This window comes from Pseudomonas sp. GW821-FHT11D10 (assembly GCF_058808435.1).
Map to the genome: position 1 here is coordinate 86,134 of NZ_JBXARR010000012.1, position 13,930 is coordinate 100,063.

Consider the following 13,930-nt stretch of genomic DNA (forward strand, 5'->3'; position numbering starts at 1 on the left):
GGTCATTCATGAATAAATCAGCAGGCGTGCTTCTCGGAATTGTTGTGGCCATCGGCGCCATCAGCGTAGGCGGGGCCTGGTACACCGGCACCAAAATCGAAGGCGTGCTGAACAACGCTGTCGCCAACGCCAACAGCGAGTTGCAGACCGCCATGGCCGGTTCCAACGGCAGTGCGTCGCTGGAACTGGTATCGCTTGAGCGCAACACTTTCAGCAGCACTGCGCACTATCGCCTCAAGGGCGAGGGTGAAATGTTCGGCGAGGCGCCGGTCGAGCTGCTGTTCGTCGACCGCATCGAACACGGCCCGCTGCCGTTTTCGCGTCTGGTGTCGCTGAAATGGCTGCCGGTCATGGCCACCAGTCACTACGAACTGGAAAAGACCCCGATCACTGAAAAATGGTTTGCCGCCACCAAGGGCGCCGCGCCGCTCAAAGGTGTGGTCAACATCGGTTACGACCAGTCCACCACCGGCAACCTCGAACTGCTGCCACTGGAAGCTGCGCTGGATGACAAGTCGAGCCTGAAGTTTTCCGGTCTGAACATGGACATTTCCGCCAGCGCTCAGGCGCAGAAGGTCAAGGCCAACGGCTACATGGACAGCCTGCACCTGACCACCGTTGCCGAAGATCAGGCGCCGGTGCAGATCGAACTCAATGGCCTGACCCTGGCTAGCAATCTCGCCAAGAGCACTTACGGCTACTACACCGGCGAGAACACCCTGGAACTGACCAGCAGCAAGACCACCTTCGGCGTCAAACAATCGGTGCTGGGCGTGAAGAACTTCGAAATGAAGAACCGCACCGAAGAGAACGGCAGCAACGCCTCCGGCCGTGCCGACTACAAGGTCGCTGAAGTGACCCTCAACGACAAGAAGATCGGTTCGGCCAACCTGGCCATGAGCCTGAAAAACCTCGACATTCCGTCGGCCATGTCGCTGATGCAGATCTACCAGACCAAGCTCCAGCCGTACGAGAAGGCCGCTGCCGAAGCCACCGCCGCCGGCCTGCCGGCACCGGAGCTGAACCTGACCGAAGCCGAGTCCACCCAGGTCAAGGCCGACCTGCAAAAACTGCTGGCAGCCGGGCCGCAATTGGCGCTGGAAGACCTTTCGCTGAAAACCGCCAATGGCGAAAGCCGTGCGAGTCTGGTGCTCGATCTGGCCAAGCCACAGTCGATGGACCTGCCGCCGGATCAACTGGGCAAACAGCTGATCGCGCTGCTTGACGTGAATGTGCTGGTGTCCAAGCCGATGCTGGTCGATCTGCTCAGCGTGCAGGCGCAAATTGATGGTCAGACCGATGCCAAAGCCATCGTCGACCAGGCCAGCGCTGGCGCCGACATGTTCGCCGACATGGCCGTCGGTACGCAGCTGGCGACGCTGGACGGCACCAACGTTGTCACCAAGCTGCATTACGCCGCCAATCAGGTGGAATTCAACGGCCAGAAGATGACCGTCGAGCAGTTCGTCGGCTTCCTGATGAGCAAGTTCGGCAGTATCGAACAGCCTCAATAAACGCCCCGCGCTACACCGCAACGCCCGGCCTCTGCACTCGCAGACGCCGGGCGTTTTGCTGTCTGGCGTCCGGGTTTGCGGCTGGTCGGGCAATCCATCGTCACGAATCTGAACAATTATTGTGTTCTGAATATTGGTCTAGTCTTGCGTGCAAGACTGCTTGGATAAGCTTGGCTGAGCGTTTATTGCTTGGCCTCCGTTACGAAATGGGCAAGGGGGGGGGCGTTGCTACCCGGCTGGCCATGTAAGGATGCTGACGAATGCCGCGTATTGATGTTCCCGTATTACATCGTGGTTTACGCCCTTTGTTTCGAGTCGCGCTGTGCAGCCAGTTGCTCTGGCCGGCGTTTGCGTTCGCCGATACGGCCTACGATCAAATGGTGCTCGACGCCCGGGCAGGGCATTACACGCCCGCGCTGACTGCTTTGCGTCAGGTGCCGCCGGCCCAGGCCACCACCGGGCAGGTCAGCGATCACCTGCAAATCGCCGGTTGGGCCGGGCTCGACGCCGAAGTGGTGCAGGTCTACGAGACCCAGGGTCGTGGCCGGGCATTGCCGGTTCAGGCGCTGACCGCCACCGCCCGGGCCTACCGCAACCTCAAGCGCTGGGATCAGGCGATCCAGGTCTACAACAAAGCCCTGACGCTGGAGCCGGACAACGCCGACCTGCAACTCGGTCTGGCGCTGACCCAGGCCGATTCCGGCAAGCCCGACGAAGGGGTGATCCGCGCCCGTTCGCTGGTCGCCGCCAAACCCGATGATCCTTCCCGCCGACTGGCATTGGGCTACGCCCTGAATCGCGCCGGCAAGCCGTACGACGCGCTGTTCGAATACGACCAGGCTTTCGTTCGCGCCGGTAATAAACCGGAGGTCGCCCGCGAATACGTGGTCGCCCTGCAAAAGGCGCGTCTGCCGGAGCCGGCGCTGCGCCTGGCCAAGCAGCGTCCGGGGCTGATCGATCCCGTCACCTTGCGTCGTCTGGAAGGCGATCTGGCCGCCGAACGCGTGCGCCTCGCCGAACTGGCCACCCGCAGCGAAACAGAACGCTACGTGATCGCCGACCGTGCTTTGGCCGACTACGATCAGTTGCTCGCCACCTGGACCCCGGACTCTACGGCCCACGACGACGTGACCCGCTGGCGCATCGACCGCATGGGCGCGCTCAAGGCCCGGGCGCGCACTGCCGAAGTCATCAGCGAATACCAGAAGCTGCAAGCCGAAGGCGTGAAGATTCCGACCTACGCCCTGCGCTGGGTGGCGGCGTCCTATCTGGATCAGCGGCAGCCGGAAATCGCCACCGATCTTTACCGTCAGGTGCTGGCGGCGCCGGACGCCGATGTCGGCGACCGACTCGAAGACACCACGGCACTGTATTACTCGCTGCTGGAAAGCGACCGCGCCGAAGAGGCGCGCAAGGTCGCCGAAGATCAGGCGAAGACACAGAAACCGCGCATCGAACTCAAGGGCCTGCCGATCGGCAACCCCAACGACGAATGGATGGACGCCCAGCAACTGGCGGCGCAGGCCGGCACCTACGGTTCCGACCTGCCTCACGGCGAAGAGCGTTTGCAGACCCTGGTGGATCAGGCGCCGGGCAACATCGGCCTGCGCCTGGCCCAGGCCGATCTGTACCTGGCCCGCAACTGGCCACGCCGCGCGGAAAACCAGCTCAAGGAAACCGAGAGCATTGCGCCGCGCGACATGGGTCTGGAAGTCGCACAGGCCCGCACCGCCATGGACCTGCAGGAATGGCGGCAGATGGATGTGCTGACCGATGACGTGGTGGCGCGTTTCCCCGACAACCGTCAGGTCCAGCGTCTGGCCCGTGAGCGCGAAGTGCACGACATGTCCGAGCTGCGCGTCGAAGCCTACGGCGGCAAGGCCAACGGCGGCAGCGGTGGCGACGCCGGCGCGGTCACCGGCAGCCGGGATTTCGGCATCCAGACCACCCTTTACAGCCCGCCAATCGACGAAGACTGGCGAGTGTTCGCCGGGGCCGGATACGCCACTGGCGATTTCGCCGAAGGTACCGGCCACCATCGCTTCCAGCGTGTCGGCCTGGAGCGTCGCACCCGCGACATGACCCTCGAAGCCGAGGTGTCGAACCATTCCTATGGTTTCGGCGACAAGCAGGGCGCACGTCTGGCGATTGCCCGCGACATTGACGATCACTGGCAATACGGCGGCAGCCTCGAATACCTGTCGGCCGAGACCCCGCTGCGGGCACTCAACAGCGACATCAAGGCCAATGGCGGCAGCGGTTTCATCCGCTGGCGCGGCAACGAGAGCCGCGAGTGGCGGCTGTCGGTCAGCCCGTCGCACTTCAGCGACGGCAACAACCGCGTCGAAGCCTTGCTGACCGGAAAAGAGGGCGTCTACAGCGCGCCGAACCTGCAAGTCGACGCGGGCCTGGAAGTGGGCACCAGCCACAACTCCAAGTCCGATGACGTGCCGTACTTCAACCCGAAGTCGGACTTCAGCGTCATGCCGCTGCTGAACGTCAATCACGTGCTGTATCACCGCTACGAAACGGTCTGGAGCCAGCAGTTCCAGGCCGGTGCGGGTACTTACAGCCAGCGTGATCACGGCACCGGCGGCATGGCATTGCTCGGTTACGGCCAGCGCTACGCCTGGAACGACGTGTTCGAGGTGGGCGGTTTGTTCAGCGTGATCAACCGGCCCTACGACGGTGACCGGGAAACCGATCTGCGTCTGCTCGTCGACCTCACTTTCCGCTTCTAGAAGAGTTTGAAGATGCCTTTGATTTCGCGTTTCATCCTTCTGCTGGGAGTGCTGCTGGTCAGCGCCTGCGCCCAGCAAGCCCCGGCCTTTGTGCCGCCGTCCGAGCGACCGCTGGCAGCCAATGAAAAGCCCTGGCCGAAAAACCACGTGCTGGGCATTGCCTACCACGACGTCGAAGATCGTGACCCCGATCAGGCAGTGGTGGCGGTGCGCACCGAGCGCCTGCTTGAACAGCTCGCCTGGCTGCGGGAGAACAACTACAAACCGGTGACGGTCGACCAGATCATGGCCGCGCGCAAAGGCGGGCCGGAACTGCCGCCCAAGGCGATCCTGCTCAGCTTCGACGACGGTTATTCAAGCTTCTACACCCGTGTGTTGCCGGTATTGCGCGCCTATAACTGGCATGCGCTGCTGGCGCCGGTCGGCACCTGGATCGATACGCCGCTGAACCAGCCGGTGGACTTTGCCGGTACGCCGCGTCCGCGCTCGGACTTTCTGACCTGGGCTCAGGTGCGGGAAATCTCGCAATCGGGCCTGGTGGAAATCGCCGCCCACACCGACGCCAGCCACAAAGGCATCCTCGCCAACCCGCAAGGCAACATGCAGCCGGCGGCCGCGACCCGACGCTACGATCCGGTGAGCAAACGCTACGAATCCGAAGCCGATTTCCAGGCGCGGATCCGCGCTGACGTGCAGGCCATTTCGGAAAAAATCCGTAAGAACACCGGTAAAAAACCGCGCATCTGGGTCTGGCCTTACGGGACGGCGGACGGCACCTCGCTGACCGTGGTGAGCGAGGAAGGCTATGAAATGGCCCTGACCCTCGATGACGGCCTCGATGCCCTCGACAACCTGATGAGCGGGCCACGTTTCCTGGTGGCCTCCGACCCTGACGGCGAGCACTTCGCCAACAGCGTGGTCGGCGTGCAATCGGATTTCACCATGCGCGTCGTGCACGTGGATCTGGACAACGTCTACGACCCGGATCCGGCGCAGCAGGAAATCAACCTCGGCAAACTGATCCAGCGCATGGCCGACATGGGCGCCAACACGGTGTTCCTGCAAGCCTTCGCCGATCCGAAGGGCGATGGCCTGGTGCATTCGCTGTACTTCCCCAACCGTCATCTGCCGATGCGCGCCGACCTGTTCGACCGTGTCGCCTGGCAATTGCGCACCCGGGCTCACGTGAAGGTCTTTGCGTGGATGCCGGTGCTGAGTTTCGAACTGGATTCGAAGCTGCCACGGGTGACGCGCTGGGATCCGAAGACCGGCACGACCGCTGTCGACCCGGATCAATACAAACGCCTGTCGCCGTTCGATCCCGAAGTGCGGCGGATCATCGGCGAGATCTACGAAGACGTGGCACGCCTGACCTCGGTCGACGGCATTCTCTACCACGACGACGCAGTGCTCTCGGACTTCGAAGACGCCGGCCCTCAGGCGCTGAAGGCCTATGCCGCCAACGGCTTGCCCGGCTCGATCGCCGCGCTGCGTGACGATCCGGCCGCGATGCAGCGCTGGACGCGGTTCAAGAGCCGCTACCTGATCGACTTCACCAACGAACTCACCGCCAAGGTGCGTGCGATTCGTGGCCCGCAAGTGCTCACCGCACGCAACATCTTCGCCGAGCCGGTGCTCAATCCGCACAGCGAAGCGTGGTTCGCGCAAAACCTCGACGACTTCCTCGTGAGCTACGACTGGACGGCGCCGATGGCCATGCCGCTCATGGAAAAACAGACCCAGGCGCAATCCGGCCCGTGGCTTGAAGAGCTGGTAGCGAAGATCAAACAGCGCCCCGGTGCGCTGGATCGCACGGTGTTCGAACTGCAGGCCCGGGACTGGACGAAAAAGGACCAGGCCGACATCGACGGTGCACAACTGGCCGACTGGATGGGCCGCCTCAAGCGTCAGGGCGCCACCAGTTTCGGCTACTACCCGGACAACTTCCTCGAGAACCTGCCGGACCTGAAAACCGTGCGGCCTGCGCTCTCCAACAAATGGAACCCATGACATGCTGGATAGACTGCTGGCCCTGCTTGTTCTGGCGATCGTCCTCGGCGTCCCGCTGGGGCTGATCTTCCTGGTCACCGGGCAATTCCTGATGGACTTCGTGTTCTTCTACCCGCTGTTCATGTCCGGGTTGTGGATTTCCGGTGGCCTGTATTTCTGGCTGCACTGGGAGCGGCACTGGCCGTGGAAGGACGACACCCTGCCGCCACCGCTGGAAGGCGAACCGCTGATTTCGATCCTGATCCCTTGCTACAACGAGGGCGACAACGCTGCCGACACCATTCACGCGGCGCTGGCGCAGCATTACCCGAACATCGAAGTCATCGCGATCAACGATGGCTCCAAGGACAACACCGCCGAAGTGCTGGATGCGCTGGCCAAGGAAGATCCACGGCTGCGGGTGCTGCACCTGGCGGAAAACCAGGGCAAGGCCGTGGCCCTGCGCATGGGTGCCATCGCTGCGCGCAGCGAATATCTGGTGTGCATCGACGGTGACGCGCTGCTGGCGCCGAACACCGCCGCTTATCTGGTGGCGCCGATGCTCGACAACGCACGACTGGGCGCGGTGACCGGCAACCCACGGATCCGCACGCGTTCGACCCTGGTCGGGCGGGTTCAGGTCGGCGAGTTCTCGTCGATCATCGGGCTGATCAAGCGCACCCAGCGGGTGTTCGGGCGGATCTTCACCGTGTCGGGTGTGATCGTCGCGTTCCGCCGCACCGCGCTGAACCGGGTTGGCTACTGGAGCCCGGACATGATCACCGAAGACATCGACATCAGCTGGAAGCTGCAACTGGACCACTGGAGCATTTTCTACGAGCCCCGTGCCCTGTGCTGGATCCTGATGCCGGAAACCCTGCGTGGTCTGTGGAAACAGCGCCTACGCTGGGCCCAGGGCGGCGCCGAAGTGCTGTTCAAGAACATTCGCGGGATCTGGCAGTACCGCCATCGTTACCTGTGGCCGCTGCTGTTCGAATACTGCCTGTCGACCGGTTGGGCGTTCACCTTCCTGTTGTCGGTGATCTTCTGGGGCGTCGGCAAGTTCGTGGTCATGCCGGAAGCCATTGCCGTCGATCACCTCATGCCGCCGGCGTTTACCGGGTTGCTGCTGGCGTTTGTCTGCCTGGTGCAGTTCGCGGTCAGCATCATCATTGACCGGCGTTACGAGCCGGGCCTGGGCAAGACCATGTTCTGGGTGGTGTGGTACCCGATCGCGTTCTGGTTCGTCAGCCTGCTGACCACACTGGTCAGTTTCCCCAAAGTATTGTTCGGCCAACACCAGAAGCGTGCGCGCTGGGTCAGTCCCGACCGGGGTATCAAGCCGCTCGGGGACGATGAAGAGGAGGTTATCAAATGAAAATCATCCGGACCCGCCAACGGCCGTTTCTGGTGGTGGTCGATGCGTTCTTCACCGTGCTGGCCTGGGTCGGCCTGTTGTATCTGCTGGCGCGCGGTTTATGGCCGCTGATCGAGACCCACGAAGGCGGGCCGCGCCTCGACAACTCGGCATTTGAAGCCCTCGGCACTCTGGAGATTTACCTGTGGGTGGCGCTGGTCAACGCGGTGATCCTGATCGGTTGGGCGCGTTATCAGCAACGCAAGAGCCGAAGCTTTGCCCAGCGCCGTCTGCCATCCCCGGTGGTCGACGATGAGGGGCTGAGCCGCAGCTTCAAACTGTGCGATGACCGTTTGCAGAAGCTGCGCGGGCCGGGCGTGATGACCATCCACAACGATCAGGAAGGCGACGTCAGCCACGTGGTGCCGCATCTTTGGCCGGTCCAGCCGGAAGAGCTGCCGCCACCACTGGCGCCACTGGAGCATCCTCGGGTGATCTTTCTGCACGCCGAGGACGACGACAACCGCGAGCCGCTGAACCGGATTACCTGACGGCGCGAATCAGCCGCCAGGCTTCCTCCATCGGCAGCGGTTGCTTCATGCGTTCGGCGAGCAGGGCCATCGCTCGTTCCTTTTCGCAGGCGACCGCTGCCACCACAACGCCCTTGCACCCGAACAGCCCGATAAACGGCGGCTGTTCGGGTTCACCGATAAATTCGACCGCATCCCACTCCTCGGCGTGGCCGAGATAGTCGTAGTTGCGGCCGAAATGCCAGGTCCAGAAATACGGCACGTCGAGGTAATGCTCGTCGCCACCGAGCAGGTTGGCGGCGGCGATCCGCGCGTGCTGCTGGGCCAGGCGCCAGTGTTCGATGCGCTGTGGCTGGCCGTTCAGCGGGAAGGTGGCGATATCGCCAATCGCCCACAGGCTGTCGGCGACGCGCAGGCTGGCATCGACCAACAATGATTGATCGTCCTCGCGCGGCAAGTCGCCGAACGCTTCGGTGGCCGGATGCACGCCGATTCCCGCCATTACCAGATCCGCCGACAGACGCAGGCCGTTGTCGAGCAACACCGCCTCGACCTTGCCGTCGCCGGTGATCTCCCTGGCTTCGTGATCGGTGATGAATTTCACGCCGTTTTCTTCATGCAGTGCCCGGATCGCCTTGCCGACGGCTTCACCGAACTGCGCCGCGAAGGGAATCTCATGGCGCGCCAGCACCGTCACCTCGAGACCGTGCTGGCGCAGGGCCGAGGCGCATTCGAGCGCAATGAAACTGTCACCGATGATCACCGCGCGCTGGCCAGGTTGGGCGGCGTCCATGATGGATTGCGCCTGGGATTTGGATCGCAGGACAAATACTTGAGGCAGGTCAGCGCCGGGCAGTTTCAGCGCGTTCGGCGTTGCGCCGGTGGCCAGCACCGCCGCGCTGTAATTCAGTGTGCGGCCATCGCTCAGGTGAAGGGTTTTGGTATCGGCATCGAGCCCGCTGACCTCGCCCGAAACCCGGTTGATGTGCTGTTCGCGGTAAAAATCGTCGTCGCGCAGGGGCGGGATTTCCGCCGGCGGCATTTCCCCGGACAACACGAATTTGCTCAGCACCGTGCGGTCGTAGCCGGCGTTCGGCTCGCGGTCGATCAGCACGATCCGCCCGCCGAAGCCTTTCTCCCGCAGGGCGGCGGCGCAGGCCGTTCCCCCGGCACCGGCGCCGACGATGACAAAGGTGCGCGGATCGTCCTGCGGCGGGGTGTGTGGATCCGGCAGCCACTGGTCATCGACCCACACCTCGTCGCCGCGCAGTTCCAGCGGGTAACGCTTGAGGCTGTCCAGCGCCGGAGGTTCGCACAGGGCGCCATCTTCGGCGCGAAAGGCTGCCTTGTGCCACGGGCAGATCAGCCGGCCATGGCACAACGCGCCTTCCGCCAGCGGCGCGCCGGCGTGCGGGCATTCCCCCTGAAAGGCACGCAACTGGCCGGCGGCGCGCAGCAGGACGATCTTGCAGTCGCCGATCTGCACCTCCAGCCCACGGTCTTCAGGCACATCGGCGAAACGGGCGACACGGTGCAGGGTCATGGTCGTGCTCCTCACAGGCATTTCTCTTACGAGTTTGGGCCGCATTGCGAGGTTCAGCCATTTCCCACTGCCACGGCACGAACGGTACGGCTATAGTTTGCAGGCCGACGAAGGCCCAACTGCACAAGGTGCTCCCGGAATGACCCGATTGACCTCTCTCAACCCTTGGCTGGCGGCCGTTGCCGTCGCCCTTTGCGTGCAGTTTCCGGCGCAGGCCCAGGAGCGTTTCACCCTCAGCATTCCCGGTGTGTCGGATAACCGTCTGTTCACCTCGGCGGCGGCCAGCGATGCGGCCGGCTGCGGCGGCAAGAACCAGTCGCCGGCCCTGAGCTGGAATGCCGGCCCGAGCGGCACCCTGAGCTACGCCATCGTCATGCACGATCCGGACGGCCAGAAAGGCGCGGGCGTCGATCACTGGGTTCACTACGGCATCAAGGCCACGACCCGGCAGATTCCCGCTGGCGTCGGCGCCAAATCGGCCCTTGAAGGCGTCGGTGGCACCAACAGCAAAGGCACCACCAGCTACATCGGCCCGTGCCCGCCGGTTGGCGACAGCGCGCACCACTACATCATTCAGATCTACGCCCTGGATCTGGCCCCGGACGCCTTGCCTGCCGGCCTGACCCGCGCCCAGCTGATGGAAAAAATCAAAGGTCACGTGCTGCGCAACAGCAGTGCGGTGCGGCGTTATCACCGCTGAAAAATTTTTTTGGCGAGGTTTAACCCGAACTGAAAGGGCTGCCCGTCTCAGGGGATGAATGGATCAATTCTTCCCCGAGGTCAGCCCCCATGTCCCTTCCTTCCACGCTTCTGCGCCCCCTTGCTGCCAGTGTGTTGCTGGTGGTTGCCGGTTGCGGTGTTTCCTCCAGCCCGGAAACCACCGTCGTGCCGCCTCCGGCGCAGACCGAACTGAAATCTTCCGTGCAACCCGAAGCGGTCATGGCCGATAGCGCGATGGCCAAGCGCAGTGCATTGGCTGCGCCGATCGCCAGTTTTGCACCGATGCCGGCCAGTGAAAGTTATCCACAAGGCTATCGCGACGAACAGCGCGAGCAGTACGCCAAGCTGGCCGACAACCCGATCCACAGCGTCGCCGATACCCCGGTCTCGACCTTTAGCGTCGACGTCGACACCGGCGCCTACGCCAATGTGCGGCGCCTGCTCAATCAGGGTCGACTGCCGCCGGAAGGCGCGGTGCGGCTGGAGGAGATGGTCAATTACTTTCCTTACGACTACGCGTTGCCGAGTGATGGCTCGCCCTTCGGCGTGACTACCGAACTGGCCGCTACACCATGGAACCCGCATACCCGCTTGCTGCGCATCGGCATCAAGGCCTCCGACCGTGCGGTAGCGGAGCTGGCCCCGGCGAACCTGGTGTTTCTGGTGGATGTGTCCGGCTCGATGGATCGCCGCGAAGGCTTGCCACTGGTCAAAAGCACCCTGAAATTGCTGGTCGATCAATTGCGCGAACAGGATCGGGTGTCGCTGGTGGTGTATGCCGGCGAATCCAGAGTGGTACTGGAGCCGACTTCCGGACGGGAAAAGGCGAAAATTCGCACAGCCATCGAGCAGTTGACCGCCGGTGGCTCGACCGCCGGCGCTTCAGGCATCGAGCTGGCTTATCAGATGGCGCAGCAGGCGTTCATCCCCAAAGGCATCAACCGCATCCTGTTGGCCACCGACGGTGACTTCAATGTCGGCATCAGCGACTTCGACAGCCTGAAACAAATGGCTGTGGATAAACGCAAGACCGGGATTTCCCTGACCACCCTGGGTTTCGGTGTGGATAACTACAATGAACACCTGATGGAACAACTGGCCGATGCCGGTGACGGCAACTACGCCTACATCGACAACCTGCGCGAAGCGCGCAAGGTGCTGGTGGATCAACTCGGTTCGACCCTCGCCGTGGTGGCGAAAAACGTCAAGTTGCAGGTCGAGTTCAACCCGGCGCAGGTCAGCGAATACCGTCTGCTCGGCTATGAAAACCGCGCACTGAAGCGTGAGGATTTCAGCAATGACAAGGTTGATGCCGGTGAAATCGGTGCAGGCCATACGGTGACGGCGCTGTATGAAATTGTTCCGACAGGCGAGAAGGGCTGGCTGGAACCGCTGCGCTATGGAAAAACCGACGCGGTTGTTTCCGAGAAGAAAGGAGAATTGGCAATGCTGCGCGTGCGATATCAAAAGCCTGAGGGTGGGAAAAGTCTGCTGATCGAGCGGCCGATTGCCAGTCAGGTGGCGCCGGCCAGTGAAGACCTGCGCTTTGCTGCCGCCGTCGCCGCGTTTTCCCAGCAACTCAAGGACGGTCGCTACACCGGCGATTTCAGCCTCAAGGACACCGAAGCCCTGGCCCGAGGTGCCCGTGGCGATGACCGTTTCGGCCTGCGCAACGAGTTCGTGCAACTGGTGGAACTGGCGCAGAGCCTGCGTACGTCCACCGCCTCCAATGCTCTTTCCACTGAGCGACGGATTGAATAGTGAGCCGTCTCAAAGGCTTCATCACACAGCTGTTTGCTTCCGCCGACAGCCTTGAGACCAGCAGCGACGAATCGCTGCTGGCCCGTTATCGCGAGGGTGACGGCAAGGCGTTCGAGATCCTGTACGCCCGTCATCGCCAGAGTCTTTACCGGTTTCTGCTCGGTTTGAGCGGCAAACCTGAACTGGCCGATGAGGTTTTCCAGGAGACCTGGCTGAGCCTGATCCGAAGTGCCAGTCAGCCACAGGGCCGGGCGACCTTTCGTACATGGTTGTTCCAGATTGCCCGCAATCGCCTGATCGATCACTGGCGCAAACAGGGCGCCCGGCAACCCCTGCATGACAGTTACGACGAGCAAACCCACGCCGTCAGCGACGACGCGTCCGATCCCGAACAATTGCTCAACCTCAGCCGCGACAGCGAGCGCCTGGAAAGCGCCCTGCAATCCTTGCCCGCCGACCAGCGCGAAGTGTTCCTGCTGCGCGCCCACGGCGACCTCGACCTGGCGCAGATCGCCAGCCTCACCGAAACACCGCTGGAAACCGTCAAGAGCCGCTTGCGCTACGCCCAGCAAAAACTGCGTCGGCTGCTGGCCGAGGAGGTACTGACATGACGGACGCCCGCCCGACACCCGAAGAGCAACTGCTCAAGCACGTGCGCGAACAGCACAACGCCGAACCGCCGGCGCATCTCGACGCGCTGATCCTCAACGCCGCCCGCCGTGAAACCCCGGCACCGCGGCAAAGTCCGTGGCAACGCTGGCTCAAGGCCTGCCAGCAACCGCGCTACCAGGTGGCTTTTGCCAGTCTGGTCGGCATCGCGTTGATGCTGTCGTTGGTGCAACGCGCGCCGGAGCCCGTGGCTCAATTTGACTTCGCCCCTGCTGCCAAACCGGCTGCGCCCGTGGTCCGTCAGGAGGCCCGATCGTTGTCGGCCCCCGCCGGGGCGCTTTCTGCGCCAGCTCCAGCAATGGCTCCCGCGCCAATGGCGGAAATGGCTGCACCGATGCAGAGCGAATCGATCAGCGCCGACACGGCAGACGAAGCCAAGGTCAGCAAGCGCGCCGCCGCCCCGGTCAACGGTCTCGACGAGCAACTGCGCGAAGTCCTGCGCCTGCGCGAGTCCGGCCAGTCGCAAGCGGCCGACAGCCTGTTCAACAACCTGCACAAGCGCTACCCGAACGTGAATCTCGACCTGCGACTGGAAAAAATCCGCAAGAACTGACCGTATCAGCCATCCGCCATTTGGCATTGACCCGCAAAAACGCGCACTATCGGGTCATTGCCGATGCGCTGGAGGATGCCGTGGCCCAAAAAATCGACCGCATCGCCCAAATGCTCAACTGCCCGGTGAAGGGTGAGGAACTGCGGCGGGCAGTGACGGAGAGTCGCAAGGAGTTTCTTCTGGCCAAACAGGCCGAAGAGGATCTGGAGGAAGACGTTCTCGATGATGAGTTGATCGAGGACGAAGAAGACGATGAATACGACGAGTTTGACTGGACGACGGAGTGAGTCGCCAGCCAGCAGACACAAAAAAGCCCCGGACCTTGCAGTCCGGGGCTTTTTCGTTTTGTTCATGGCGCACCAGGCGGGATTCGAACCCACGACCCCTGCCTTCGGAGGGCAGTACTCTATCCAGCTGAGCTACTGGTGCAGCGGGCGACATCATACCTAGGTCGGCTCGGGGCGTCCATGCCGGGTTTTGGCGCTTATTTGTCAGTGCGCGTGTCGGTCGAAACGCTGCATTCCGTAAAGCTGTAACGTTCTGCAAAAGGCTC

The 13,930-nt window shown here is 62.8% G+C and carries 11 protein-coding genes and 1 tRNA gene; 10 read left to right on the forward strand and 2 right to left on the reverse strand.

Going from position 1 to position 13,930, the window contains the following annotated elements; genetic code table 11:
- Window positions 1-8 precede the first annotated feature (8 nt).
- The 5 genes from AC1RT4_RS27210 to pgaD all read left to right on the forward strand — a co-directional run bounded on the left by AC1RT4_RS27210 (window position 9) and on the right by pgaD (window position 8,152).
- The gene (locus AC1RT4_RS27210; RefSeq protein ID WP_493089161.1) at window positions 9-1,514 is read left to right on the forward strand and encodes a YdgA family protein; all 1,506 of its coding nucleotides are present in this window, start codon (window positions 9-11) and stop codon (window positions 1,512-1,514) included.
- Between the two features lie 260 nt (window positions 1,515-1,774).
- Window positions 1,775-4,255 (forward strand): poly-beta-1,6 N-acetyl-D-glucosamine export porin PgaA, encoded by a 2,481-nt coding sequence (gene pgaA, locus AC1RT4_RS27215; protein WP_493089163.1) that lies wholly within the window; start codon window positions 1,775-1,777, stop codon window positions 4,253-4,255.
- 12 nt (window positions 4,256-4,267) lie between these two features.
- On the forward strand, window positions 4,268-6,265 hold the full coding sequence (gene pgaB, locus AC1RT4_RS27220) for a poly-beta-1,6-N-acetyl-D-glucosamine N-deacetylase PgaB (RefSeq protein ID WP_493089165.1): 1,998 nt from the start codon (window positions 4,268-4,270) through the stop codon (window positions 6,263-6,265).
- Window position 6,266: 1 nt separating this feature from the next.
- Window positions 6,267-7,622, forward strand: a complete 1,356-nt coding sequence (gene pgaC, locus AC1RT4_RS27225; RefSeq protein ID WP_085746287.1) for a poly-beta-1,6-N-acetyl-D-glucosamine synthase — start codon at window positions 6,267-6,269, stop codon at window positions 7,620-7,622.
- A complete protein-coding gene (gene pgaD / locus AC1RT4_RS27230; protein WP_493089167.1) occupies window positions 7,619-8,152 on the forward strand; it encodes a poly-beta-1,6-N-acetyl-D-glucosamine biosynthesis protein PgaD in 534 nt (177 codons plus the stop codon). The genes pgaC and pgaD overlap by 4 nt, the downstream gene beginning before the upstream one ends.
- Here pgaD and AC1RT4_RS27235 read toward each other — a convergent pair.
- The gene (locus tag AC1RT4_RS27235) at window positions 8,145-9,674 is read right to left on the reverse strand and encodes an FAD-dependent oxidoreductase (RefSeq protein WP_493089169.1); all 1,530 of its coding nucleotides are present in this window, start codon (window positions 9,672-9,674) and stop codon (window positions 8,145-8,147) included. The genes pgaD and AC1RT4_RS27235 overlap by 8 nt on opposite strands.
- A gap of 139 nt (window positions 9,675-9,813) precedes the next feature.
- On the opposite strand from AC1RT4_RS27235, the gene AC1RT4_RS27240 reads away from it, so the two are divergent.
- The 5 genes from AC1RT4_RS27240 to AC1RT4_RS27260 all read left to right on the forward strand — a co-directional run bounded on the left by AC1RT4_RS27240 (window position 9,814) and on the right by AC1RT4_RS27260 (window position 13,664).
- A complete protein-coding gene (locus AC1RT4_RS27240; RefSeq protein WP_007957638.1) occupies window positions 9,814-10,374 on the forward strand; it encodes a YbhB/YbcL family Raf kinase inhibitor-like protein in 561 nt (186 codons plus the stop codon).
- 89 nt (window positions 10,375-10,463) lie between these two features.
- The gene (locus AC1RT4_RS27245) at window positions 10,464-12,155 is read left to right on the forward strand and encodes a vWA domain-containing protein (protein ID WP_493089172.1); all 1,692 of its coding nucleotides are present in this window, start codon (window positions 10,464-10,466) and stop codon (window positions 12,153-12,155) included.
- A 29-nt stretch (window positions 12,156-12,184) separates the two neighbouring features.
- On the forward strand, window positions 12,185-12,766 hold the full coding sequence (locus AC1RT4_RS27250; RefSeq protein ID WP_493089301.1) for an RNA polymerase sigma factor: 582 nt from the start codon (window positions 12,185-12,187) through the stop codon (window positions 12,764-12,766).
- The gene (locus AC1RT4_RS27255; RefSeq protein ID WP_493089174.1) at window positions 12,763-13,377 is read left to right on the forward strand and encodes a hypothetical protein; all 615 of its coding nucleotides are present in this window, start codon (window positions 12,763-12,765) and stop codon (window positions 13,375-13,377) included. Before AC1RT4_RS27250 ends, AC1RT4_RS27255 begins: the two co-directional genes overlap by 4 nt.
- 20 nt (window positions 13,378-13,397) lie before the next feature.
- The gene (locus AC1RT4_RS27260) at window positions 13,398-13,664 is read left to right on the forward strand and encodes a hypothetical protein (RefSeq protein ID WP_493089176.1); all 267 of its coding nucleotides are present in this window, start codon (window positions 13,398-13,400) and stop codon (window positions 13,662-13,664) included.
- 65 nt (window positions 13,665-13,729) lie between these two features.
- Here the strand turns inward: AC1RT4_RS27260 and AC1RT4_RS27265 are convergent.
- Window positions 13,730-13,806: transfer RNA gene (locus AC1RT4_RS27265), tRNA-Arg, on the reverse strand.
- Window positions 13,807-13,930: the final 124 nt, after the last annotated feature.

What these genes read in the sequence shown, in the direction of transcription:
- pgaA (WP_493089163.1), top strand. Translation starts at nt 1,775, where the DNA reads ATGCCGCGTATTGATGTTCCCGTATTACATCGTGGTTTACGCCCTTTG.
- pgaC (WP_085746287.1), top strand. Translation starts at nt 6,267, where the DNA reads ATGCTGGATAGACTGCTGGCCCTGCTTGTTCTGGCGATCGTCCTCGGC.
- pgaB (WP_493089165.1), top strand. Translation starts at nt 4,268, where the DNA reads ATGCCTTTGATTTCGCGTTTCATCCTTCTGCTGGGAGTGCTGCTGGTC.
- pgaD (WP_493089167.1), top strand. Translation starts at nt 7,619, where the DNA reads ATGAAAATCATCCGGACCCGCCAACGGCCGTTTCTGGTGGTGGTCGAT.
- AC1RT4_RS27240 (WP_007957638.1), top strand. Translation starts at nt 9,814, where the DNA reads ATGACCCGATTGACCTCTCTCAACCCTTGGCTGGCGGCCGTTGCCGTC.
- AC1RT4_RS27255 (WP_493089174.1), top strand. Translation starts at nt 12,763, where the DNA reads ATGACGGACGCCCGCCCGACACCCGAAGAGCAACTGCTCAAGCACGTG.
- AC1RT4_RS27210 (WP_493089161.1), top strand. Translation starts at nt 9, where the DNA reads ATGAATAAATCAGCAGGCGTGCTTCTCGGAATTGTTGTGGCCATCGGC.
- AC1RT4_RS27245 (WP_493089172.1), top strand. Translation starts at nt 10,464, where the DNA reads ATGTCCCTTCCTTCCACGCTTCTGCGCCCCCTTGCTGCCAGTGTGTTG.
- AC1RT4_RS27235 (WP_493089169.1), bottom strand. Translation starts at nt 9,674, where the DNA reads ATGACCCTGCACCGTGTCGCCCGTTTCGCCGATGTGCCTGAAGACCGT.